This window comes from Companilactobacillus furfuricola, assembly GCF_003946325.1.
Taxonomy (GTDB): Bacteria; Bacillota; Bacilli; order Lactobacillales; family Lactobacillaceae; genus Companilactobacillus; species Companilactobacillus furfuricola.
In genome coordinates this window covers 1-22539 of record NZ_RHNT01000034.1, presented here as the reverse complement: position 1 = coordinate 22539, position 22539 = coordinate 1, and the positions used below count along the sequence as shown (strand labels likewise).

General features: G+C 37.7%; 26 protein-coding genes, 1 pseudogene and 1 riboswitch. Of the genes and pseudogenes, 8 read left to right on the top strand and 19 right to left on the bottom strand.

The features are described from left to right. Positions 1–557 precede the first annotated feature (557 nt). Positions 558–1418 carry an aldo/keto reductase gene (locus EKM78_RS08955; RefSeq protein WP_125771471.1) on the bottom strand — a complete coding sequence of 287 codons (861 nt, stop codon included), beginning with the start codon at positions 1416–1418 and terminating at the stop codon, positions 558–560. Between the two features lie 112 nt (positions 1419–1530). Between EKM78_RS08955 and EKM78_RS08950 the strand changes: the two genes are divergently transcribed. Continuing rightward, complete coding sequence (locus EKM78_RS08950; protein ID WP_125771469.1) at positions 1531–2403, top strand: LysR family transcriptional regulator; 873 nt, start codon at positions 1531–1533, stop codon at positions 2401–2403. 6 nt (positions 2404–2409) lie between these two features. Here EKM78_RS08950 and EKM78_RS08945 read toward each other — a convergent pair whose 3' ends face one another. From EKM78_RS08945 to EKM78_RS08925, 5 genes and pseudogenes are all read right to left on the bottom strand, one after another. Next, positions 2410–2913, bottom strand: a complete 504-nt coding sequence (locus EKM78_RS08945; RefSeq protein WP_125771467.1) for a MerR family transcriptional regulator — start codon at positions 2911–2913, stop codon at positions 2410–2412. Between the two features lie 12 nt (positions 2914–2925). Next, positions 2926–3756: pseudogene (locus EKM78_RS08940) on the bottom strand (SDR family NAD(P)-dependent oxidoreductase). Positions 3757–3766: 10 nt separating this feature from the next. After that, positions 3767–4270 (bottom strand): SRPBCC family protein, encoded by a 504-nt coding sequence (locus EKM78_RS08935; protein ID WP_125771465.1) that lies wholly within the window; start codon positions 4268–4270, stop codon positions 3767–3769. A gap of 11 nt (positions 4271–4281) precedes the next feature. Continuing rightward, positions 4282–5268 (bottom strand): zinc-binding dehydrogenase, encoded by a 987-nt coding sequence (locus tag EKM78_RS08930; RefSeq protein WP_125771463.1) that lies wholly within the window; start codon positions 5266–5268, stop codon positions 4282–4284. 178 nt (positions 5269–5446) lie between these two features. Next, positions 5447–6295 carry an NAD(P)H-binding protein gene (locus tag EKM78_RS08925; RefSeq protein ID WP_125771461.1) on the bottom strand — a complete coding sequence of 283 codons (849 nt, stop codon included), beginning with the start codon at positions 6293–6295 and terminating at the stop codon, positions 5447–5449. A gap of 125 nt (positions 6296–6420) precedes the next feature. Here EKM78_RS08925 and EKM78_RS08920 point away from each other — a divergent pair, with 125 nt between their 5' ends. Continuing rightward, positions 6421–6993, top strand: coding sequence for a TetR/AcrR family transcriptional regulator C-terminal domain-containing protein (locus EKM78_RS08920; protein ID WP_125771459.1), 573 nt, complete (start codon positions 6421–6423; stop codon positions 6991–6993). A gap of 86 nt (positions 6994–7079) precedes the next feature. After that, entirely contained in the window at positions 7080–8117 is a 1038-nt protein-coding gene (locus EKM78_RS08915; RefSeq protein ID WP_125771457.1) for a hypothetical protein, read from the top strand. Here EKM78_RS08915 and EKM78_RS12725 read toward each other — a convergent pair. The 6 genes from EKM78_RS12725 to EKM78_RS08890 all read right to left on the bottom strand — a co-directional run bounded on the left by EKM78_RS12725 (position 8058) and on the right by EKM78_RS08890 (position 11983). Next, positions 8058–8402, bottom strand: a complete 345-nt coding sequence (locus tag EKM78_RS12725) for a zinc metalloprotease (RefSeq protein ID WP_164507275.1) — start codon at positions 8400–8402, stop codon at positions 8058–8060. The genes EKM78_RS08915 and EKM78_RS12725 overlap by 60 nt on opposite strands. 41 nt (positions 8403–8443) lie before the next feature. Continuing rightward, positions 8444–8881, bottom strand: a complete 438-nt coding sequence (locus EKM78_RS08910; protein WP_125771455.1) for a hypothetical protein — start codon at positions 8879–8881, stop codon at positions 8444–8446. A gap of 308 nt (positions 8882–9189) precedes the next feature. Then, a complete protein-coding gene (locus EKM78_RS08905) occupies positions 9190–9417 on the bottom strand; it encodes an antitoxin of toxin-antitoxin stability system (protein ID WP_125771453.1) in 228 nt (75 codons plus the stop codon). Positions 9418–9506: 89 nt separating this feature from the next. Further along, on the bottom strand, positions 9507–10382 hold the full coding sequence (locus EKM78_RS08900) for an aldo/keto reductase (RefSeq protein ID WP_125771451.1): 876 nt from the start codon (positions 10380–10382) through the stop codon (positions 9507–9509). Positions 10383–10533: 151 nt separating this feature from the next. Beyond that, entirely contained in the window at positions 10534–11097 is a 564-nt protein-coding gene (locus EKM78_RS08895) for a GNAT family N-acetyltransferase (RefSeq protein WP_125771449.1), read from the bottom strand. 223 nt (positions 11098–11320) lie between these two features. Beyond that, on the bottom strand, positions 11321–11983 hold the full coding sequence (locus tag EKM78_RS08890) for a GNAT family N-acetyltransferase (protein ID WP_211334356.1): 663 nt from the start codon (positions 11981–11983) through the stop codon (positions 11321–11323). A 225-nt stretch (positions 11984–12208) separates the two neighbouring features. On the opposite strand from EKM78_RS08890, the gene EKM78_RS08885 reads away from it, so the two are divergent. Next, positions 12209–12691 (top strand): GNAT family N-acetyltransferase, encoded by a 483-nt coding sequence (locus EKM78_RS08885; RefSeq protein ID WP_125771447.1) that lies wholly within the window; start codon positions 12209–12211, stop codon positions 12689–12691. A gap of 48 nt (positions 12692–12739) precedes the next feature. Here EKM78_RS08885 and EKM78_RS08880 read toward each other — a convergent pair whose 3' ends face one another. Together EKM78_RS08880 and EKM78_RS08875 are read right to left on the bottom strand one after the other, a co-directional pair. Next, complete coding sequence (locus EKM78_RS08880; protein WP_125771445.1) at positions 12740–13714, bottom strand: SIR2 family NAD-dependent protein deacylase; 975 nt, start codon at positions 13712–13714, stop codon at positions 12740–12742. Then, the gene (locus tag EKM78_RS08875; RefSeq protein WP_125771443.1) at positions 13714–14397 is read right to left on the bottom strand and encodes an SIR2 family NAD-dependent protein deacylase; all 684 of its coding nucleotides are present in this window, start codon (positions 14395–14397) and stop codon (positions 13714–13716) included. Before EKM78_RS08875 ends, EKM78_RS08880 begins: the two co-directional genes overlap by 1 nt. A 164-nt stretch (positions 14398–14561) precedes the next feature. Between EKM78_RS08875 and EKM78_RS08870 the strand changes: the two genes are divergently transcribed. Then, entirely contained in the window at positions 14562–15158 is a 597-nt protein-coding gene (locus EKM78_RS08870) for a TetR/AcrR family transcriptional regulator (RefSeq protein WP_211334355.1), read from the top strand. A 14-nt stretch (positions 15159–15172) separates the two neighbouring features. Here the strand turns inward: EKM78_RS08870 and EKM78_RS08865 are convergent, their stop codons facing one another. The 3 genes from EKM78_RS08865 to EKM78_RS08855 form a co-directional block, all read right to left on the bottom strand. Next, positions 15173–16438 carry a Fic family protein gene (locus tag EKM78_RS08865; protein ID WP_164507274.1) on the bottom strand — a complete coding sequence of 422 codons (1266 nt, stop codon included), beginning with the start codon at positions 16436–16438 and terminating at the stop codon, positions 15173–15175. A 304-nt stretch (positions 16439–16742) separates the two neighbouring features. After that, entirely contained in the window at positions 16743–17726 is a 984-nt protein-coding gene (locus tag EKM78_RS08860; RefSeq protein ID WP_125771439.1) for an aldo/keto reductase, read from the bottom strand. A 63-nt stretch (positions 17727–17789) separates the two neighbouring features. Further along, positions 17790–18362 (bottom strand): hypothetical protein, encoded by a 573-nt coding sequence (locus EKM78_RS08855; RefSeq protein ID WP_125771437.1) that lies wholly within the window; start codon positions 18360–18362, stop codon positions 17790–17792. A 110-nt stretch (positions 18363–18472) separates the two neighbouring features. Next, positions 18473–18561: riboswitch (TPP riboswitch) on the top strand. Between the two features lie 100 nt (positions 18562–18661). On the opposite strand from EKM78_RS08855, the gene thiW reads away from it, so the two are divergent. Genes thiW through thiE form a run of 3 tightly spaced genes read left to right on the top strand, consistent with a single transcriptional unit; the run spans position 18662 to position 20620 of the window. After that, the gene (gene thiW / locus EKM78_RS08850) at positions 18662–19198 is read left to right on the top strand and encodes an energy coupling factor transporter S component ThiW (protein WP_125771435.1); all 537 of its coding nucleotides are present in this window, start codon (positions 18662–18664) and stop codon (positions 19196–19198) included. After that, entirely contained in the window at positions 19176–20015 is an 840-nt protein-coding gene (thiM, locus tag EKM78_RS08845; protein ID WP_125771433.1) for a hydroxyethylthiazole kinase, read from the top strand. Before thiW ends, thiM begins: the two co-directional genes overlap by 23 nt. Further along, on the top strand, positions 19982–20620 hold the full coding sequence (thiE, locus tag EKM78_RS08840; protein WP_125771431.1) for a thiamine phosphate synthase: 639 nt from the start codon (positions 19982–19984) through the stop codon (positions 20618–20620). Before thiM ends, thiE begins: the two co-directional genes overlap by 34 nt. A gap of 31 nt (positions 20621–20651) precedes the next feature. Here thiE and EKM78_RS08835 read toward each other — a convergent pair whose 3' ends face one another. Then, complete coding sequence (locus EKM78_RS08835; RefSeq protein WP_125771429.1) at positions 20652–21104, bottom strand: macro domain-containing protein; 453 nt, start codon at positions 21102–21104, stop codon at positions 20652–20654. A gap of 110 nt (positions 21105–21214) precedes the next feature. Beyond that, entirely contained in the window at positions 21215–22087 is an 873-nt protein-coding gene (locus tag EKM78_RS08830; RefSeq protein ID WP_125771427.1) for an aldo/keto reductase, read from the bottom strand. Between the last annotated feature and the right edge of the window lie 452 nt (positions 22088–22539).

Here is a 22539-nt window from a genome sequence, read left to right as displayed (position 1 = left end):
GAAGTATTTAGAGTATCGGGTGCGACCGATGCTCTTTTTTTATACATATAATTATATCAAAAAGGGTGTTGTATCAGAGCCTGACGGTTCTAATACAACACCCTTTTTTGGAGACTTATGTCACAGCCTCTTTTGCTTTTGCTTTTCGCTTTACGATTTTACTATCTTGAAGAAACCTGAGATAGACAAGTGAAAACTAGGAAGCACCAAAAATGCCAATTTAACCAACAAATATCGGTAAAACTCAACAAAAAAAGAAGATTAGCTAGACCTCTATCTAGGTGGAGGGTCGGGGCGCTATATGGGCTCAGCCGCCAAATTCCTCTTGGCGACGAAGAAGCTTAGAGGAAGACTCGTATTTGAGATCGTCGAAGCGTACTTCTTCGAGGAGCTCAAATCGAGTCGGCAGCGTTCCCGACCTCAGTTGTCCGGTGGCTTGCCACCACTATAATCGGTTGCGCAAGTGCGTTAGCACTTACGTTCATAAATATAGCGCCCCGACCCGGAACCGGCAATAAACGCACAGTCAAACTACTACCTCAATCTACTACCTCAATCTACCCTTTCATCTCATTCAAACTAGAACCAAATATCTGCTCAATAGTAACCGGATCCCGATGATCAAAAAACTGGCTCTCATTTCTATCCATCTCACGAATAATAGACATCTCATCATCACTAAGCGAAAAATCAAACACATCAATATTCTCCTTCATCCGTTCAACATGTACCGATTTAGGAATAACAACGATCCCACGTTGCAACAACCAACGCAAAACAACTTGTCCATTAGATTTCCCATACTTTTCACCAATCGACTTCAAAGTCTCATTAGTAAAAAGATCATGCTTACCTTCCGCAAAAGGTGCCCAAGCCTCAACCGCAATATCCTCACGTTGATTAAATTCAACCTCTGAAACTTGCTGATACCAAGGATTAACTTCGATCTGATTTACCACTGGTTTAATGTGACTCGAAAGTTCCAAGTCTTTCATCTGATCAGCATAAAAATTCGAAACACCAATAGCACGGATTTTTCCAGCTTCATTAGCTTCTTCCAAAGCTTTCCAAGCACCGATCGTGTCACCGTATGGTTGATGTAACAAGTACATATCTAAGTAGTCGAGCCCAAGATTTTTTAATGATGTATCGATACCTTGTTTAGCTTTTTCATAAGTGAAATCTGAAACCCAAAGTTTTGACGTGATAAACAGATCTTCACGATCAACGCCACTTTCTTTGATAGCTTCACCAACAGCAGTCTCATTTTGATAAGCTGCTGCCGTATCGATCAAGCGGTAGCCACTGTTGATCGCATCGAGCACTGCTTGCTTGCACTGAGCCAAGTCAGTAATTTGGAAAACACCGAAACGCAATTGGGGCATTTCGATACCGTTATTTAATTTAACATTTTTCATCTTTATTACCTCTTCGATTAACTTATGCATCCAGTTTATGAGCAATAAACTGATTTGAAAATTACTAAATAAATATGCTACTATACATACAACGTATACTGGAGATGTCATTTTGATCGATAACTATTTACTCGAAGAATTAGTTACTTTTAAAAAATACGGCACACTAGCTGCCACCGCAGAACATTTGATGATCACCCAACCGACCGTTACTCGAGGCATGCAAAAAATCGAAGAGGAATTTGGCGTGCAGATCTTTGACCGCAAGCCTAATAAGATCAGTCTTACCAAAACTGGGGAATTAGCAGCTGAACAAGCTCAAAAAGTTTTGGCTCTCAATCAAGACATGATCGAAACTGTTCAAAAATACGATTACAACCAACATCACATTACCGTGGCATCGGTCGCACCTGGTCCAGTAATTTTGCTCAAATCGATCCTACCTGACTTACCTCAACAAATCGATATCAATGAGACACTGTTAGAACCAGAAGTAGCTTTAAAAAAGCTTCAGACTAACGATTTTTCAATGATCATGACCAACCAAGAAATCCAAACCGATGAGATCGAATCACGCTACATTGGTACAGAAAAACTCTTTGTCAATCTAAACAAGTTCACCTACTTGGCAAATAAAAAATCCATGACGTTCAAAGATCTGAAGGGTTTTAGCTTCATCGTCTTATTTGATATCGGCGTCTGGAAGAAAAACGCTGAAAACAACATCCCTGATGCAAAATTTTTATACCAAAATCAATATGAAGCTTTCACCGAGATCACCAAATATTCTGACTTCCCTTATTTCAGCACTAATATGTCAAAAATCGATCCTGAACGAAAGAGTATTGACAGTGATGAAGTTGAAATACCGATCACAGGTGAATTCAGCTCGATTGATTTTTATGCCACCTATTTGAAAGCAAACAAAAAAGCCATCTCTCCGATTGCAGAGGAAATGACTTTAAGTTGGGAAGATATCATTTAATAATTTTTACCGGTTACGATAGTCCTTAACATTACTAAAGCGTTGAAACTCATCAACTTGACCAGTTTCTTTGAGATGATTGCTGTACTCATCTGCCAAATCTGGAATAACTTCATTGGTGTTCGGAACAAAATGAATTTCTTCAGTTCCAGCCTCAACGGCTGTTTGATAGTACCATTCTTTAAACTTCAAATAACTCATCGTATCTTGTAGATCGGTGATCTGTTGCTGCAGATCCTTTCGGTGTTCCTCTAGCAACTGATAACGCTCATTTAAGGTACTATCACCTTGCAATCGATAATCAATAAATTTGGAAATATCTGCCACTGAAACTCCGGCATTTTTCAAACAGATAATTGTTCTCATTAGATGAACGTCATTGTCAGTGAATTCGCGACGACCAATCTCGTTTTTCTTAACAAAAGGGAGAATTCCCGATTTGTCATAATAACGGATCGTATCAACGGTAATTCCTAATTTTTTTGAAACTTGTCCGATACTGTAGCTCATAATATTACCTCATTAATCATCAGTAGACATGGAAATGCTTTGTCGACTTTTGATTTCTGTAGTTAAGTTTTCTAAGTTAGTGATTCCACCTTGATAAGCAAATTGTCCTAAAGGCAAATGTTTTGGCAAAATCTTTTCATTAGTAACTTGATTATAAATCACTTGAGCAATTTTTTGGGGATCACCTGGTGCTGATGTTACTGAATCAGGGACGCTTTCGATATCATTACTAAATTTCGCATAATCCTTGATTGTCGGTTCAACCTTCTTAGAAGATCTGCCTGACCAATCGGTTCTAGCGCCACTAGGCTCCACGTTCATTACTTGAATACCAAGGTCAGCCACTTCTTGACGAAGTGTGTCTGCATAACCTTCCACTGCATATATAGTTGCACTGTAAAATCCCATCGTTGGTAATGTGGTGAGTGCTAATGCTGAAGATAGATTGACGATTTATCCACTCCTCTGTGCTCGCATAGTCGGTAAGACTGCATTAGTCATATTGGCTAATCCAAAGACATTAACATCAAACATATATTGAACTTGTTTCATATCACTTTCTTCAATCGTTGAAAAGTATCCTAAACCAGCATTATTTACTAAGACATCGATTCCACCGAATTTTTTCTTTGTATTTTTTACTACTTCCTCAATCTTTTTAGAGCCTGTCACATCTAAAATTTGTTTGAGGATTTTTTTATCATCAAATTCATTTAAGTAATCTAAATCATTCATTTTTCTAGCCGTAGCAACTAAATTTGTATCGTCTGCTTTTGCTACTATTTGAGCTAGTTGTTTACCAAAGCCACTAGAAGTTCCTGTAATTAACCATGTTTTTGTCATATTGTTCTCCTTATTTTTTAGAAATTTTTACTAAACCATCAAGCCATTTTTGATGTCCATTCAACATTGGATTAGGATCTTGTTTCGACAATTCTTGAGCAGGTTTTCCAATTTGAGATTCTTGTGTAAGTAATCTGACTCTGCCATCGTCTAACTTCTCAATCAAAAATGCGTGATAGACATCAAATTGTGTCTCTGCATCGTCATTTTGCCAACCGTGCCATGCCAATCTAGCGGTTTTTCCATCAACTGGAGAAACTAATTCCATAACTTGTGCATCGATCGGAAATCCAAAAGTGTCAAAATGAAATGTTTCAGCAAATTGTAATTTTGAAGTTGATTTGTCACTTAGATCAATATTTGTTGCATTATCATAATACTTTTCCCATTGAGCTGTATCGACCAAATTTTTCCAGATATCCTCAATCGTTACTTCATTACTAATAACTTCGTTTGAAACAAAGTTGTCTGTCTTTCCTGGCAAATATTCTGTAGACCAGTTAATTGCTTTCATATTATTTCTCCTTAATCATTTGTTTTATTTTGTATTACTAATTTTCCGACCATTTGATGACCAGCTACAATTTGTTGTGCCTTTTCAATCGTTGCTGCATTTATCGGCGCAATGATTGTTTGGGTTCTTGTGGTGTGTAGCTTCTTCTCAGAAAGTAGTTTGCTTAAAAGTTCTAGTAGTCTTCCTTGAGTTTCAGTATGGTATTGATATTTACTCTTGGTGAACATCAATTCCCAGTCAAAACTCAATGATTTTTGTTGGAGTTTTCTAACATCGATCGGCACATCAGTTCCAGTTACATTCACTAAATGTCCAAAGGGACGAACGATTTCAACTGTTTCATCAAAATACAGTCCGGTGTTAAATAAGTTGATGCTGCTATCGATTGTTATTCCTAACTCTTTTATTTGCTTGACTACATCTCGATGATAGTCAATGGGATAATCGACCTGATTATCTTTAAGCCAGTGAAAATTCTTAGGACTGCCAGTGGCAACCACTGTTAGACCAATCAAATGAGCTAGCTGAGTGATTACTGAACCAACTCCACCAGCTCCATTGATAACCAAGAGAGTCTGATGATTGTTAGCTTCAGGATTCATCGAGTAGTGTAATTTATCAAATAAAATCTCTGCAGCTGTCAACCAAGTTAAAGGCAATGCTGCTAAATCTGTAAAATTATCATTGGGAGTTAAAGCAACCAAATTTTCATCAACTAATTGTTCGTCAGCATAGCTGCCATCTCGTTGCGTTGTTCCTGAATAATATACTTGGTCATTAATTTGGAATTTTTTTACTTCTGGACCAATTCCGACAACGATTCCTGCAGCATCATAACCTAATATCCGTGATTTTGAAGTATGTGGTGTTTTCTTGATATCAACTGGATTTATTGAAATGGCTTTGATTTTAACTAAAATATCCGAACCAGATGGAATAAGTTGCGGCATCTCTTGATCAGAAAAACTACCATCATCATTAATAACTACTGAATTCATTTATTGACATCCTTTCTGTAAAGAATAAACATACTATATATCCTGGAGTCGGCTCCAGGACAAGGACAAAACAAAAAAACTTCAACTAACGATAAAATCATTAGTTGAAGTCTGATTTTGACTGCTGATTTGTCTGTTTTCTAATTTGTGATAGTAAAAAGTGACAGACTTTAATTTTTTATTTATGCATCAACTCACGAGCAATTTCTTCCATGCTAGCCAGCGGGTGACCTAGGAGTTTTTCAAATTCAGTTGGATCGGCATTATCTTCACCATTGTTTAAATCCAGTGTATGCTCTTGATAAGTTTGCGAAACACCCGCCCAATTAGGCGAAATCCCCGCAGCTGCTAAGGTTGGTATAAAATTATTCTCGGTCGTTATTTTGATACCTAGATCTCCTCCCGCCGCCTTTTTCGTACCTTCGGCTATATCAGCAAAACTACGAGCTTTTCCGGCTAAATTCAAAATTTCCTGATCAGATCCATCAAGGATGACGCGAGCTCCAGCTTCCGCATATTCACGTTTCAAAGCAAAGGAAAGCTTTCCTTTATTAGCAAAGTAAGCGAACTTGCCTGTCTGTTGAGCATAATCAAATAATACTTGGTTAACCTCAGCGTACCAGCTATTTCGTAAGAAAACGTGTTTGATACCTGATTCTTTGATCCAATTTTCCGTCTGCTTATGATTGATCTCCAATCCAAAACGATCCAACTCTGGCTGGAAAATACTTGTGTACGCAATGAATTTGATCCCGTCTTCCACCGCAGCATCCACCACGTTCTTTTGAATGCCAGGTATCGAAACAGAAACGAACAAAAGTCGATCGATTCCTTTGAATGCTTCAATTAACGAATCTTTATCCGCAAAATCGCCAATTCGAACGTTGATACCTTTTTCTTTTAAAGCTGCCCCTTTGGCTTCGTTTCTAACTAAACCAAAAATATTAGCATCGGGCGCGAATTTCTTTAAATAATCAATCGCATAACTTCCGTATCCACCATTAGCACCAGTTACCATAATGTTCATAAATCGTACCTCCTCTGTTTCTGTTATTACACTATAATGGCAAAAAGATTAAATTACATTATATAAAAATGCTAAAATATATAAAAAATTGATATTAACTAATATTTATCTAGCAAGGAATACTTATGTCACTCAAAAATCAAACTAAATTACTTTTTGCTCAAAAACTGGAAGAAATGTTACTGACGATACCGATGGATAAGGTCCGTGTGGTGGAATTGAGCCGAAGAGCCGGTACCATTCCACAGTCGTTTTACTACCACTTTCACGATAAATACGAATTAGTCGCCTGGAAATTCTTGTACGATTTTTCCAATACCTACATCGATGAATCGCAACAATATTCGATCGACAGTATTTCTAAAAATTTGACCGATATGTACAAACATCGTAATTTTTATCAGCAAACTTATACTGAACGCTCACAAAACTCCATTGATCAATATATTCAAAATTTCAATGTCACAACAGCAGTAGAATCGGTTGAAACTTTTTACCAACAGCCTGTTACTTCGGAACAACTTGCTGAAATCAAATACCATTCTTACGGCATGATGGGGTTGTTCAAAGAATGGATTCAAAACGGCAACTCCAATCAAATAAAAAAGCTAGCCGAGTTTCAGTATGCACACGTACCAGCTTTTTTAAAAAAGGCTTATCAAAATTTTGACTTCAAAAAATCCGACATTTTTAAATAAACGACTGATTTGGGTTAGCATCACCTTTTTTAACAGCTATAATTGTCTTTGAATATAATATTTTTAATATGTTATAGGGGATAAATATGAAAAAGAAACGCACAGGATTATCGATCATAATCGGGGGATTAGTGATCATCGTATTATTAGCAGCCTACACTTCATACAAAAGTTACACCAATATTGGGGTCGGCGGTGACGATCCGAAGGTTGAGACTACTAATACTAAATCAAACAAAAGTCAGAAGTCACCCAAGAAAGACCGCAAAGGGCCAAACAAAAAGGATAGCAACATTTTCCTTCAGGATGCACAACATCCTGACAGAATACTTGCTATTAATCCTAACGGCACCAATGGTGTCTATCTTTATCGAATGCAATCAGACGGCACAATTTACCCTGAGTATCAATATTTTAATGGTCAGACGAAAATCTCTAAAAATTCTATTCATTCCATTTCTAGTGGCGCCAAAAAGAATGGGGAATTCAATCTCAAAAAAACGGACACTTCAAATGGAGAATATCAAGACGCGGACTCTGGGAAAGTTTATAATGCACTGAATTATCCCACATTAAATCAAAAATTTGACAACATGCTTTCAAAAACAAATAATCCAATTTACCTTTCAGTCAAAAAAAAAGCAAATGAAAGTAACTTCGACTATCTGTTAAGAGTTACTAAATATAAATCTGATCCATCAAGCTCTGACGGGCAAAAAAATAGTGGTCTGTTTTTTCAACACAGCTATCAAAGATTAAAAAATGGAAATTACTATGATACAAAATCCAAGATGATTTACGGAAATCAGCCAAATGATATTTCTCTATCACAGTTTTATAAAAATCCTTCAAAATACATTGATAATAGCTTTGATATTACGAAGGATGTCATGTATTACAAGCAAAATGATCAAACTGAGGTTTCTAATGATTCAATCAATGAAAATACACAATGGACGAGCAACTATAATGGCAACAATTACCAACAAAGATTATTCCCTAAATTTGCTGAAGAACAGTCAAAAAGGGAGGAATTGGTCCCACCAAATAAAGCATCTTCCAATTTAAAACAAATCTGGTCTACCAATACTATGGCCCAATTTGTGGACAACGGTGTGCAGTAATTTTGGGTCATTCTTATCCATGGAAAGAGTTTTGTCGGAAAGAGTTATCTCTCCTTGAATCAACACATTTTTGTAAACTATATTTGCTGAGAAAAACGCATCATAATCTGATTCAAATTGTTTACTCCTAGACTGCGAATGTTGCAAATCGGTAACGACTACTTTAGCATCTTCTGGATTATCAACCATTCTAAAATGAAATCTTGGATCCTTATTCCATTGCTTAAAACCATATTCAAGAGCAAATGTGACATTTTTATTTCCTGTCTGATTGTAAACCGTCATATCCGAAGGTTGAGCAATGTAATTAAAATATACACTACTTACTAAAACACCTTCCGATCAATTGTTTTAACGGATGAAGCACTAGGAGGTAAATACTTTTGTGTAAAGAACTCTTTTAATCCGTATTCAATTAAATCTTTAGAAATTTTGGGATTTTCTGTTGAGTATTTTTCAACTAAGTCATTAAAGGTAGTCATATCCGGCACGAGCTTAGACATCATGGGTCTAATATCCGACATTTTTGTATCTGGATTATTAACCCACTCGTTTACAAATGGCCATAAATACGTCCATATTTTTTGATCGTTGTCATCCACACTGCTATCATATGAATCTAAAAAATACTTATCCGGTATATCGACTTGATCCCCTGCATCATCAGTCACAACCTTAGCTTGAACGATATTGCTCCCTAAAAATAATGATGTAATTCCAAATAAAACTACTATTAGAGAAATACATCCCTTTAATCGCTTCATAATAATTAATCTCTCCCCATGAATATTAATATAGTTATATTATATCCACAATTTAAAATACTTAAAATCAAAAAAGCAGTAAATTCACTCAATATTTCAAAGAGTTTACTGCCTTTTCTAATTACTATTCGCAATTGACCTAATTGCCTGTTATGTAGCTACTTCAAACAAATGTTCATTACGTCCATCCTGGAGCACATCCTGCTTATAAGGCACCATCACGTCTGCAATCTTCAAAAATCGACGTAAGTGTAACATCCATTAAATAACAAACTTTTTAAATGTCTTCGAGTAAAATCTCAGTACATTTAATCAAATTTTTCTTTTCCAACCAGTGGCCCAATCGATATCTCTTCTTGCTTCCAATCATGAGTCGCAATAAACTTCTCATCTTCAAAAATATTTTTCCTCTTAGGAGAATATATTATCGATCCATCCCGAGTTTGAGTTACGTAATATTCACCGTCTGTTGGCTTAACATTATCAGGTATTTCAAATACATTAACACCATTGATTTTTTTAGCTTTAACAATCATCTCAATACCTCCTATATCAAACACATTATGTAATAATAAGCATCTTCAGACGAAAAAAATCCCTACCATTTCTGATAAGGATAAAAATTCTAGTCATCAGCATGAACATCAAAGGCGTTCAACAACATATCTTGTACGCCATCAGCATCTGGATCATGCATCCCTGCACCATTTTTATCCAGTGCATGAATAGCATCCATTTCGTCAGATGTTAGTTCAAAGTCAAAAATATTTTTGTTAGATTCGATTCTTGCTTCGTGAACTGACTTAGGAAAGACGATGATTCCTTCTTGGTGTTCAAAGCGGAGGATAACTTGACCCACGTCTTTTCCATATTTAGCAGCCATATCTTTTAAGATCGGTTCATTGAATAAGTCTTTATCACCTTGACCTAGTGGTCCCCAAGCTTCAAGTGTAACGTGATTTTCAGCCATCAACTTACGCAATTCTTTTTGTTGGAAATATGGGTTGTATTGAACTTGGTTGACACTTGGCATAGTCTCAAAGTTTGGGACGAACTTATTCCAGATCTTAGGTGTCATATTTGAAACACCGATCGAACGGATCTTGCCAGCTTTTTTAGCTTCTTCCATAGCTTTCCAAGCTTCATCAACCTTGCCGTATGGTTGGTGGATCAAGTAAAGATCCATGTAGTCTAAGCCAAGTTTTTGCAGTGAGGTATCGATAGCCTTTTTGGCATCCTCATAGGCAAAGTCTTGTAACCACAATTTTGAGGTAACCCAAATTTGATCACGGGGAATACCACTGTCTTTGATAGCTTTGCCGACTTCTTGTTCATTGAAATAAGATACAGCTGTATCAATGTGACGATAGCCTAACTTGAGGGCATCGCTGACTGTTTTGTAAGTTGTACCATCAGCTGGGATCTGGAAAACACCGAATCCGAATGATGGGATCTCTGTGCCGTCGTTTAATTTAAATGTAGGAATGTTTGTATTTGTCATTAAGAATCTCCTTTATTGCTTTCGATGAATCTAGTATAAGACCTGTGTCATGATAAAAAAATTACTTTAAAGCTATGGAAGTATACGTCAATCGTATACTTAATCAAATTAAAAAATCCTTACCAGTATAAAACTGATAAGGATCATTTTTTTACATAGCTTCTTGAATGTAGTTTTCAGGTAATTTGCTATAAGGAATAAATGCCCCCGGATGTTCTGGGTCTCCTAAGCGTTTTTGAAGCCAAACAACGTCGTACCATTCGCCGAACTTATAGCCAAAATCGATGAAACGGCCTGTTTGCTTGTAGCCCAAGTGTTCGTGGAACTCAATGCTGTTTTGATTCTTCTCAGTTACGCAGACAGCAAGATTGACGACATTTTGCCTCGCCAACTCCTTTTCTAGAGCGGCATACAATTTCTTGCCAGCTCCTAATCCCCGGGCCTTTTGGTCGACATAGATACTTTCTTCGACTGTCCAATCGTAGGCTTTGCGTTCACGCATTCGGTGAGCATAAGCATATCCTACGACGGTCCCCTCTTCCGTTTCAGCGACGATGTACGGATAATCTTTCAAAGTAGTCGCAATGCGATTTTCAAATTCGGATACTGTTGGTACTTCATATTCAAAAGTAATGCTCGTATCCAGGACGTATGGCGCGTAAATTTCCAAAAGTCTTTGCACGTCTGCTGTAGTAGCAAGTCTAGTTCTTAACATAATACTTTCCCTCGTACATATAAAATATAGAAGCTAATTATATAACATGTAATGGGTAAAAAGCACTATTTTTTTAAAAAATATTTTCGGCCTCTAGGGCTTGCTGTGACGGGGCTAACAGAGGTATTAATCTTGCTCGAAATAGTAGTCATCGATAGTATACATTTAAATGAAAACAGCCTGGAAAAATTTGATCGCAAATTTGATTTCCAGACTGCTTTTTTTAGCTATGATATTCTTTGGTCATTTTAACTAACTTCTTAAAAATAGGCTGAGATTTGATCCCGACGATTTTTTCCTTCGGTGGGAATTTCTGGTCGAATTTCTCAACCGCTTTTTCATCGATAGAAAATTGGGGATCCTCAAAGTAGCGACCTGCATTATCTAATAAGAATCCATCATCAAGTGGCAAAACTTGATGTGCTGCCGCGAAAATATTGTCGCTAGTCCTAATTTGATACTTTTCGGCTGGAACAAAGCCCACTCTTTGATAAAAAGCGGGATCGCCAAAAATAAAAATAGCTTGATATCCCATTTGATAAGCAATTTGTTGCGTATGTTTGATCAATTTTGTGCCAATACCTTGACCTTGATACTTTGGCAAAACACTGATCGGTCCTAAACAAAGAACTGATATATCTTTGCCTGAATCAGTCTTAATGATACTTTTAGTGTAAATTACATTGCCAATAATTTGTCCATTATATTCTGCTACAAAATCTAACTCTGGGATAAAAGCATCGATGTCTCTGATCTTATGCAACAAATAATGTTCCGCACAACCAGGCGCAAATTGGTTCCAAAATGCCTCTCGGGTCAAATTTTCTGTTGCTGAATAATCAGCAACGGTTTCGTTTCTTAATGTAAAATCTATTTTTTCTGTCATTGTATTCTCCTGAATTATTTTGCAGAATACAAAAAATTGCAGTTGAGCTGCACAAGGATTAGTACCTGTCGGTACCTTCTGCGGTTTTACCGTTGATCCTTAGTTATGAGCAATCATCAAGCATTTCCTCCAAAAATTTATTGATAACAAGATATCACGGATTTTAATTAAGGTCAATTTCACTAAAATATGCTAGAATATTACATTATTTCTCGGAGGTAGACTATGTTAATTAGACCTATCAAAGCTGACGACAACCAAGCTATCAAGAAGATACTACGGACAGATTTAAAAGCTGCTCACCTCGACATCCCTGGAACAGCTTATTTTGATGACAACCTCGATACATTAAATGAGTTTTATGACGCCAGTCCTCAACGCGGCTACTTCGTTGTTGAAGACGATAATGGTCAAATCGTTGGTGGTGCCGGCTTCGCTGAATTTGACCTCGACACTGGGATCGCTGAATTGCAGAAACTCTACTTGGATAAGTCTGCCACTGGACATGGGTTAAGTTACAAGTTGATCAACACCGTTGAAGATCAAGCTAAAAAAGCTGGCTATAAACAGCTTTACATTGAAACTCATCACAATTTGAAAGCAGCCTTACACATTTATCCCAAGGCTGGTTTTACTAGACTAGCTGGGCCGATCAAGCAAAGCCATCACAGTGGTGCCATGGATGGATTTTACATTAAAAACATTTAACTGATACTAAAAAATCTCGTTGAACCGATGACTCTACGAGATTTTTTACTATCTACCTAATTCCTGTCTAACATCATGCAGGGCTTGTCCAAGATCAGCTTTGATCGCCTGACCCTTATCTTCAATTTGTTCTGGTAAGAATTGATAGTCACGATTTACCATGACATCATACGCACCTGGAAATGATGTCGTCAAAGCCCAAAATGGCTCTTGAATGAACATCGGCGTCAAACGTCCCACACCTAGCTCTAAGAAAAGAATCTTTTCGTGATCTGAGTGGAAAATCAAATCGTTGGATATCTTTTCGTATTCTTCATGATACTTTGTACCTTCAAGGAAAGTTCCGTAACCACGGACCCAAGGAAACATTTCAGCACCACAATTAGGGCATTTAGGGATCAATTCCGTTGGAACTTTGGTCCCGTCACCCATAGCCTCCTTCATTTCAGCAACTGGTCCTACGGCATCGTAAACTTCATCTGAACAGCGTTCAGAGCACTGGAAATAGCGATGGTCTCCTTGGATCTCAGCTACCTTATCCTCGGGGAAGGCCTTGATAGCTTGAGTATCTTGATTAGTCGTTAAAATAAAGTAATCCTTACCATCTAAAATGGCTTGTAAGTCCTTATAAGGCGAACGGATCTCGGCATGTTGCGTAGTGTATAAGAACGTTGCCAAGTAACCCCAGAATTCCTCGCGAGTCTCAAATGGATATGACATCCCTGCAAAAGCTCCCGCCATCTTATATTTCTTAGCAAAAGGACCAAAATACTTCTTGAAAGAGTCATTATTTTCGTAGTAAAAATCGCCACCGCCAGCTGCGGATAAACCAGAAGCAGAGCCAACAATAATGTGATCAGCTTCTTCGATTTTTTGCGCAAAGATCTTGATCTGTTCATCGTAAGGAAGATTTTCCTTCTTCGAAAGCTTGACCGGGGTCGACTTTCTGGCATAAGCCTCAAAATAGTTTTGGTAGTTCATTTGTGTCTGCATGACTAATTTTTCGTAAACTGGTTGTTCCATTATTTTACCTCCGCAAGTAATTGTTGAAAGTTCTCACCGATATCGCCAGGCAGTGCCAAAGCACGTGATGCGATCGCTGGCAAAACGTTGATCTCTTGTGGCATATTCATCGTCAAATACTGCCAACTCAGATTGTCGTTGACTAGTTTCATCAACGGACCCTTGATCATTTGGTTTTTCGCACCGATACCTAACTCTAATTGCAAAACATTATCAGTAGCGTGGTCAGATATGAATTGATTAAAGCGAGCCTGTTGCTGATCCCAGGCAGTCGTTTGCATGTCTAATCCATCAAAGTTTCCCTCGACTTCAAAAATTTTATCTTCATCAAAACCATTCATCTGAAAATGAGTATCGGCATTTGAGGTCACGATAAAATAGTCTTTGCCTGCGACCAATTCTTTTAAGTTGGCAAAGACTGTCGTGGGTTGATAATCATCGATCAAAAATTGATGGACCTTACTCATGAAAACATTATGGTCTGCTTCAGGTATTTGTGCGAAAACGCCTTGGATCAAGCCGTTGATCCCATATAGTGCCTTAAATTCATTAAAATATTTTCGAAAATTTTCATCGTCAGCAAAAATGTTGTATCCCTCAGCAATCGATAAACCATTGCTAGCACTGATCAGAATTGCTGGACTACTCTTTATCATTTCTTGTGCCTGCTTGATTGATTTCATCTGCAAACTCCTCTATTTGATTATTCAGTAACAAGTTGTACAATTGACTACAATATGTATCGAACTTCTTAAACGGTACTAAAAATCATGACAACAATTAATAACAATTTTGAGAAAATGACCGATTGTCGGACACTTTTCCCAAATTGTCTAGGAGATTTATTATGGAAAGAAAAATTGACCGTCGCACTTTGTACACCATCAATGTCATCAAAGACGCTTTTTTAGAATTGATCAACGAAACTTCTTATAGTGATATGACAGTAACGTCGCTATGTAAAAGAGCTGAGCTCACCCGTTCAACTTTTTATTTGCACTATAACAATTTGACTGATGTGCTAGACGACATTTTAAAAGACATTTTTGCCTTCGATCGAGAAAGCGACACAGTCATATCTGACGAAGATGCCCTTTCGATCGACATGCTCAAATCCAACGAATCTTTATTGCCCGCTTGCCAAAGAGTCGGCGACTCCGCCAAATATCAGCAACTATTGCTCGACCCAACATTGAGTGAGTACATCGTGGGTAAGATCATCAAAAATGAACGGCCCCGAGTATTACCCTCGATAATGCGTCAAACCGGACTTTCCACAGCAGACGCTGACGTATTATTCAACTACGTCATCCACGGATCCTTTGCCATCAACAAGCGACACAAATTCGTTAAAGACAACGAATGGTATCGAGAACTACAATTATTGAACCAATTTTCTCTTGCAGGTTATAAAGCCATCAAAAAAAGTACTGATCGCAGCTGATCAGTACTTTTTGTTTAAATATTCTCTAGAACTATTTCATGTTGAATAGGATTTCCATTAACTAATTTTAGTATTCCATCAGTTTCTAACTGTCTAATAATCTGTTTTACGCTCTTCTTTTTAAACACTTTCTTATTATAATCGTAAAGGGTATTAATCATCTGTGTATCTTTAATTCCTAATGATCTGTCCACATTAAACAGTTTTGATTGAACAAACAAGGATAATATTTCAATAATAATTTCTGCGTTTTGATGATCAGAAAATTTATCTTTAATTTTAGTCATGTTTTCTTCTAGTATTGATTTGAGTTCAGAAAGTTTGTTGATAACAAATGTCTGACCATCAGCAACAATATTCAATATATCCTGAACAAAAAATGTTAATTCTGAATAATTCTCGTATTTATCTGCATTATCAAAAGAACGATAATATTTAGCTTCATGTGAAATTATGGATCCTGAAATTGATAAAGCAGTATAAGGATCATTTTTTTTACTTAAATACTGTGTTAATAAGTATCTGCCCATACGCCCGTTACCATCATAAAATGGATGGATATTTTCAAACATAAAATGAGTAATAACTGCTTTTTCTAGAGTTGGAATATCATCGTTATTCATAAACATTATTAAATCTAATAATTTCTTTTCTATCAATGTCTCATTAATTGGTGGCCGATGGACCACTTTAGATCCATCAATGGTGCCAATCATCACAGCCCCATTTCTAAAAAGTTTTCCATCTGGTAACTTGGTATTCTCAATTTCGCCTTCTGTTAATTGATCGTAAATATTTCTAATTTCAGATAGCTTAGAAATTTTAATTTGTGGATATTTTATTGCACCTAAATATTTTTGGACGGTGGATAAAAGTCTTTGTTGCTTGACCTTTGTTCCCTCATTAAGCGCAGCTACAATTGTCCCTAAATCACGGCGATAGGTTGTTACTTCTTCAATATCATTACTATATTTTATCTCATCGGTCAGCAAGGAACTAATAAAACTATCTTTTGCAATTTTAGGCAAATAATTATTAATAGTACGTATTTTCCTAGAATTCTCAAATATTTTAGAAGTTAATAAAGATATTTGCACCGTATTCGAATAAAAGATTGGTCTATCACTGTGTTGATTACCCATTCGGTCAGTTAAGAAAGGATATAAATTTGTAACGATGCTAGTCTCACTTTGTAAATACTCTTGATATATTTCTTCTACATCAATATTTGACTCTTTGCTGCTCATATACATCAAAATTGACAAAGGTTTCCTAGCCATACTTTTTCCCTCCATTAACTAATTTTAAGAGATTATAACATAGAAATGATTAATGCATTTTAAAAAACAGCAAAAAATTAAAATGTATCAAGAAAAACTGGTCTACATTTTATAAAAATGCCAAAAAATTAAAATGTAATGATAAAAATCATCTCACATTTGCTAAAAACCGCAAAAAATTAAAATGTACCGAAAAAAATGACCTGCATTTGTCAAAAACACTCAGAAATTAAAATGTATTGAAATACTAACATTTCTAAGTTTAAAAAAGCCCATCCTACCAAAAGTAGAATGGACTGTATTTTTACCACTTATAATGAACAGGATCTTTAATATATTTATCGTAAACATCTTCTACGATACCCATTTGTTCATGTGTTAAGGCTGGCAGATCTGATGCTACTGTATTTCTTTCGATCTGCTCAGGCTTTGATGCTCCTGGGATCACAGTGATGACTGCATCAGACATCAAAATATAGCGCAGTGCCATAGCAGCTAACTTATCGCCGGCACCTAGCCGTTCTTTCAACTCGTCGGCTGCTTTAACACCAGTTGCATAGTCAACTCCCGAGAATGTTTCTCCAGCATCGAATTCTTCACCGTGACGGTTTGTCGTACGGTGATCTTGAGCACCGAACTTAGTATCTAACGTGTATTTACCAGTCAACAACCCACTAGCTAAGGGAACACGAGCAATGATACCGACATCATGCGATTTGGCCATTTGGAAAAAGTTCTCGGCCGGACGTAGTCTAAACATATTGTAAATGATCTCAACAGAAGAAATATCGTAATCTAAAGCTTTCATACCTTCTTCGATTTTTTCAACTGAGACACCGTAGTTCTTGATCAAGCCTTCCTTTTTCATTTGGTCCATGGCGAAAAATACTTCTGGCTCGTAAAAAACAGGTGTTGGTGGACAGTGCAATAAAACATTGTCTAAAGCATCTACATCAAGGTTAGTTAAACAATCTTCAACAAACTTGCGTAAATTTTCAGGCGTATAGCCACTAGCGACATGTGGGTCAAGTCGACGTCCGATCTTAGTTGAAACAAAGACCTTATCTTGTTTGCCCTTCAAAAATTTGGCAATAGCTTGTTGGCTTTTTCCATCTTGATAAACGTCAGCAGTATCAAAGAAGTTGACTCCTTGGTCATAAGCTTCCTCTAAAGTTGCTAAGGCGTCTTGTTCAGAAAATGGATCGCCCCATTTTGAACCAAGTTGCCATGTACCTAGTGAGATCTCACTAGCATTGAAATTAGTCTTTCCAAATCTGCGGTATTTCATGGTAGTCCTCCTAGTCAATTAGTAACTTCATTATATAGCTTCGACTTAACTCGAAGGCAAAACTTATTTTTGAACGCCAGAAACTTGGTCAATATCCGCGGAACTAACATATCTATCAGTCGATACTAGAAAATATGTTGAACCATTGTCGCGGTCATCGATTTGTTTGTTAGTATACCAAAGACTGTCACCAGCCAATTTTTCATTAGCAACTGGCTTTAAATCACCGTTGTATAAAGGAATATTGTCCTTATCCAATGTGTGAACGACGAATTCACCGTCACTTATGACAGTATCGGGCGTATCGCCAACTACATCATCGGAGATGATATATTGATCAGTTCCTATTTGGTAAAAAATTTCACCCGTTTGATTGCTTGTTCTGATCGACGTTACATGATAATCAGTATCTGGGTTGATCAGTTGCCGTTCCTGGATCACGCCATATTGATCGTAAACTGGCATCCCGATCAAATTCTTGGTATGGATCCTCTGATTGGTCTTGGTATCAGTCCAAGTTTGTGTCTGAACTGCTTCATCCGCTTGCGCATTCGTTGTTGCAGCTTGGACAGAACCTATGCTTCCCAGCAAAAATGGTGCTACTAAAATGGTCAAATTGAGAGCTAATTTTTTCATTAAAACCCCTCCTATAAACACCTTAATATTAACACTTTTATATAAATATATTTGTTGAAAAACCCCATGATATAGAGCTTGATCAATGCTATACTTAAACCACATTTGAATCGAGACATTTGGGGTGCACACCGCTGAGAATATACCCATTGAACCTGACACAGTTAACGCTGGCGAAGGAAAATGCGACACCGTTTCAACAACGGTATTTTTGTGCCCGCCGATTTTTTCGGAGGGCTTTTTCTTTTGGTGGGAACCCCTGGCCTTTTTTCAAAATAAAATAAAGGGAGTTTGGATACATGAAAAACGCTTCAGGGGTACAAAAGTTGACAATGCTAGCGATCATGATTGCTTTAGATGTCGTCTTATCGCCAATTTTCAGAATCGAAGGAATGGCACCAATGTCTAGTGTTTTAAACGTTATCGGTGCCGTCATGCTGGGACCATTTTATGTTTCGATCATGGCTTTAGTCTGCGCTGTGATCAGAATGACAATGATGGGGATCCCACCTTTAGCATTGACCGGAGCCTTCTTCGGAGCACTTCTTGCAGGATTAGGTTACAAATTTACAGGTAAGATCTGGGGAGCTGTTCTCGGTGAGATCATCGGAACTGGCTTGATCGGTTCGCTTTTATCTTATCCCGTCATGGTTTGGTTCACTGGTTCAAGTAACGGCATGTTCTGGTTCTTATACACGCCAAGATTTTTCGGTGGAGCGATCTCTGGCTCGATCATCGCCTATATCGTTTTATTCAAATTGAAGAACACAACACCTTTCAAACGCGTTCAAAATTTATTCGGAGGATTGCTCAATGATAATCTACAGCCCAAATAACTACTTTTATCCCTTTGTCGAAGATGTTTTACCTTTACCGAAATCACCACTAGTACAATGTATTACTAACGTTATCACGGTGGAATCCGTTGCTAACGCAGTTTTATATATCAATGCCAAGCCAGTCATGGCCGATGAGATCCCTGAATTTCCAGAATTCATGAAACAAAGCGACAGCCTCTTTTTAAACTTAGGCCACCGTTTTTATGGTGAGCAAAACGTTATCTTAGAAGCTGCCAAGATGGCACAAAAAACTAAGACGCCTTTTGTAGTCGACTTAGTGGGAGTGGCTGCTGCTAAGGGAAGAAACGAACTAGCTCACGATCTGATGGAATACCATCCAACCGTCGTTAAAGGAAATATTTCCGAGATGCGAACTTTTTGCGGTCTAAAGAGTGGTGCCCGCGGTGTCGATGCGCTAGCTGAAGATCAAAGCAACAACGCTCTCCACGCCTTGATCAACGCTATGAAAGAAGTAGTTGAAAAGCACCCGGATGTTATCTTATTAGCAACTGGTAAAAAGGATTTGATCGTCTCTAAAAAGCATTCGGTCTTTTTGAAAAATGGCACGACACAGCTGGACCGTTTCACCGGGACCGGAGATATTGTTGGAGCAATGATCACAAGTATCATCGGTGCTGGCGTCGATCCGATCAAAGCAACGATCACTGCTGTCAGTTACTTAAATCTTTGTGCCGAAAAAGCTATGAAGAACACCTTAGGTTTAGCCGACTTCCGTCAAGAAACACTTAATCAATTATCACTGTTGATGAATGAAACTGAATGGTACTTAAATGTTCGAGGTGGCTCGATTTGATCGACTACTCGCTTTATTTAGTGACTGCTCGATACGATTACTCTGATGACAAATTTTTGAATATTATCGAGCAAGCTTGTCAGGCTGGTGTGACTTTAGTTCAGCTACGAGAAAAATCAGGTACCACTCGAGAAATTTTTCGACTCGCTACACTAGTCAAGAAAATCACTGACAAATACCATATCCCACTGATCATCGATGATCGAGTGGACATCTGTCTTGCTGTCGATGCAGCAGGTGTCCATATAGGCGATGACGAATTGCCGGTCGATCTAGTTAGAAGCTTGATCGGTCCTAATAAGATCTTGGGTGTCTCCGCAAAAACGATCGACCGTTCGATTGAGGCACAAAAACAAGGCGCTTCTTATTTAGGCGTTGGGGCAATTTTTCCGACCACTACTAAAGTCAAAACTTGCCATACTTCACTAGAAACATTGCGCAAGATCTTAGACTACGTTGATATCCCTGTCGTTGCAATTGGTGGCATCAAGACTTATAACGTCAAGCAGTTCTCCGGAATGAATATTGCAGGAGTTGCTGTTGTCAGCGAGATTATGCAATCTGACAATGTTGCCGATACTGTTCAAAAATTAAAAGATTACTAAATAGTAATAAATGACTCTGGATTTTTCAGGGTCATTTTTTTGTTGGAAAGAGATGGACATATATTGTTATCGGGAGATCATCTAAATACTTTTCCATCAAAGGTTTAACCTCAGATTCCCAGTCTAATCCCCCATTTCCTACTCCTAACTTGGGAAAAGAGATCGACTGAATGTTCTTTTGTTGATACGTTTCTACAAACTTATCCAGTCCTTGCTCGATGAAAAATAATTGTGATGGCTCTCGCCAATTTTTTTTCGTTGGAAAATTTAAGATCCACTTATCTTCTGATTTGAATAAGTATAACTTCCCTATTATTAATTTTTCGTCCAAACAATATTTTCGGTACTGTTTATACATTTGTGGATACTTCTTTTTGAATTCCAATGCTAGTCCTTTTCCCATTACGCCTTCAGTATTGACTGGGTTTACTAAGATCTGAGCATCACTTTGAAAAATGTCTGTTTCGATGTATTTAATTGGCATAGTTTCCTCCTCGGTTCATGATTAGATTACGCTAGAAGGTTTTAATATAATGTTTGATCAGTCAATTCCATCAAAAAAAGCCATATCCTTTCAGATATGACTCAGTCGTATTATTTTTCTAATCCAGAAAGTTTCTCAAAGTCTTCATCGCTAAGTTTTACGTTGGCGGCATTGAGATTGTCCTTCAAGTGATCTTCTGAACTGGTACCAGGGATCGGAATGATGTTGTTTGAACGTTTCAACAACCATGCCAAGGCTATTTGAGCTGGTGAGGCGTTGTACTTCTTAGCTACATCTTCTAGTGGACTGTCAGTTTTTGCTAGGTTACCAGTATCAAGAGGGAACCATGGTAGAAAGGCCATTCCTTCTTTTTCAGCGTAATCAACGATCGCATCGTCGCCCTTGTGATGACCAACATTGTACATGTTTTCAACAGCATCGATCTTAGCTACTTTTTGCGCAGCCTTTAGTTCATCGAGTGTGACTTGACTGACACCAATGTGCTTGATCTTACCTTCATCTTGCATCTTCTTTAATTCACCGATTTGGTCTTCGATTGGATAGTGATCATCAATTCTATGCAAGAACAATAGATCTTCGTGATCACGATTAAAGAGGCGAAGTGAAAGTTCTACTTCTTGACGTAAAAATGCGGGTGCACCAACTGGCGTCCATTCATTTTCACCTGTCCGAACTTGACCAGCTTTATCTGAGATAAAGATCTTGTCTGAATCAGGATATTCTTTCAAAGCTTTTGCTAAATATGTGTCAGCGTGCCAAGGACCATATGAGTCAGCAGTGTCGACAAAGTTAACACCGAGATCAAATGATCTCTTGATCAAATCGACGGCTTGATCAGGATCTTTGTATGGACCCCAAACTCCGTTGCCTGTTAGTTGCATTGTTCCGTAACCTAAGCGGTTTACTACGAAGTCCTTATCAAATTCAAATGTACCAGCTTTAGAAGCACTAATTTCGTCCATTAAAAATCCTCCTTTAGGATAAAAATGTTTACGTGATTATTAACTATTTTTTAGTCACAACGATACGGTAAAACAAAAATGGTTATGATACAAACATTTGCTCTGAAATTAATTTCAAGGAAATTGCTTGGTGGGAGTTTGTTATTTGATTGGGTTGGGATGGTGGTTGTTGTTTGGGTGTGCGCTGATTGCCGGTTCCGGGTCGGGGCGCTATATTCAATGAACGTAAATGCTACCGCACTTACGCAACCGATTATGGTGGTGGCTACGCCACCGAACAACTAAGGTCGGGAACGTAGCCGACATCGATTTGAGCTTTCCGAAGAAGACCGCTTCGCAAATCTCAAATACGAGTCTTGTTCTAGGCGATAAATCGGTTCTCGTCGTGGTTTGGTTATTTTGATGCATTTATTTAAGAAGAGGCTTATATACTCAATGCCAATTTTCATGAG

Bases quoted from the DNA above. Each gene is read 5' to 3' on its own strand.
- EKM78_RS08905 (WP_125771453.1), bottom strand. From the start codon at position 9,417: ATGATTGTTAAAGCTAAAAAAATCAATGGTGTTAATGTATTTGAAATA.
- EKM78_RS12725 (WP_164507275.1), bottom strand. From the start codon at position 8,402: ATGACGGTTTACAATCAGACAGGAAATAAAAATGTCACATTTGCTCTT.
- EKM78_RS08900 (WP_125771451.1), bottom strand. From the start codon at position 10,382: ATGACAAATACAAACATTCCTACATTTAAATTAAACGACGGCACAGAG.
- EKM78_RS08920 (WP_125771459.1), top strand. From the start codon at position 6,421: ATGTCACTCAAAAATCAAACTAAATTACTTTTTGCTCAAAAACTGGAA.
- thiE (WP_125771431.1), top strand. From the start codon at position 19,982: ATGGTACTTAAATGTTCGAGGTGGCTCGATTTGATCGACTACTCGCTT.
- EKM78_RS08885 (WP_125771447.1), top strand. From the start codon at position 12,209: ATGTTAATTAGACCTATCAAAGCTGACGACAACCAAGCTATCAAGAAG.
- EKM78_RS08935 (WP_125771465.1), bottom strand. From the start codon at position 4,270: ATGAAAGCAATTAACTGGTCTACAGAATATTTGCCAGGAAAGACAGAC.
- EKM78_RS08955 (WP_125771471.1), bottom strand. From the start codon at position 1,418: ATGAAAAATGTTAAATTAAATAACGGTATCGAAATGCCCCAATTGCGT.
- EKM78_RS08915 (WP_125771457.1), top strand. From the start codon at position 7,080: ATGAAAAAGAAACGCACAGGATTATCGATCATAATCGGGGGATTAGTG.
- EKM78_RS08880 (WP_125771445.1), bottom strand. From the start codon at position 13,714: ATGGAACAACCAGTTTACGAAAAATTAGTCATGCAGACACAAATGAAC.
- EKM78_RS08925 (WP_125771461.1), bottom strand. From the start codon at position 6,295: ATGAACATTATGGTAACTGGTGCTAATGGTGGATACGGAAGTTATGCG.
- EKM78_RS08875 (WP_125771443.1), bottom strand. From the start codon at position 14,397: ATGAAATCAATCAAGCAGGCACAAGAAATGATAAAGAGTAGTCCAGCA.
- EKM78_RS08910 (WP_125771455.1), bottom strand. From the start codon at position 8,881: ATGAAGCGATTAAAGGGATGTATTTCTCTAATAGTAGTTTTATTTGGA.
- EKM78_RS08855 (WP_125771437.1), bottom strand. From the start codon at position 18,362: ATGAAAAAATTAGCTCTCAATTTGACCATTTTAGTAGCACCATTTTTG.
- EKM78_RS08870 (WP_211334355.1), top strand. From the start codon at position 14,562: ATGGAAAGAAAAATTGACCGTCGCACTTTGTACACCATCAATGTCATC.
- EKM78_RS08890 (WP_211334356.1), bottom strand. From the start codon at position 11,983: ATGACAGAAAAAATAGATTTTACATTAAGAAACGAAACCGTTGCTGAT.
- EKM78_RS08945 (WP_125771467.1), bottom strand. From the start codon at position 2,913: ATGAGCTACAGTATCGGACAAGTTTCAAAAAAATTAGGAATTACCGTT.
- EKM78_RS08865 (WP_164507274.1), bottom strand. From the start codon at position 16,438: ATGGCTAGGAAACCTTTGTCAATTTTGATGTATATGAGCAGCAAAGAG.
- EKM78_RS08830 (WP_125771427.1), bottom strand. From the start codon at position 22,087: ATGGACGAAATTAGTGCTTCTAAAGCTGGTACATTTGAATTTGATAAG.
- thiM (WP_125771433.1), top strand. From the start codon at position 19,176: ATGATAATCTACAGCCCAAATAACTACTTTTATCCCTTTGTCGAAGAT.
- EKM78_RS08895 (WP_125771449.1), bottom strand. From the start codon at position 11,097: ATGTTAAGAACTAGACTTGCTACTACAGCAGACGTGCAAAGACTTTTG.
- thiW (WP_125771435.1), top strand. From the start codon at position 18,662: ATGAAAAACGCTTCAGGGGTACAAAAGTTGACAATGCTAGCGATCATG.
- EKM78_RS08860 (WP_125771439.1), bottom strand. From the start codon at position 17,726: ATGAAATACCGCAGATTTGGAAAGACTAATTTCAATGCTAGTGAGATC.
- EKM78_RS08835 (WP_125771429.1), bottom strand. From the start codon at position 21,104: ATGCCAATTAAATACATCGAAACAGACATTTTTCAAAGTGATGCTCAG.
- EKM78_RS08930 (WP_125771463.1), bottom strand. From the start codon at position 5,268: ATGAATTCAGTAGTTATTAATGATGATGGTAGTTTTTCTGATCAAGAG.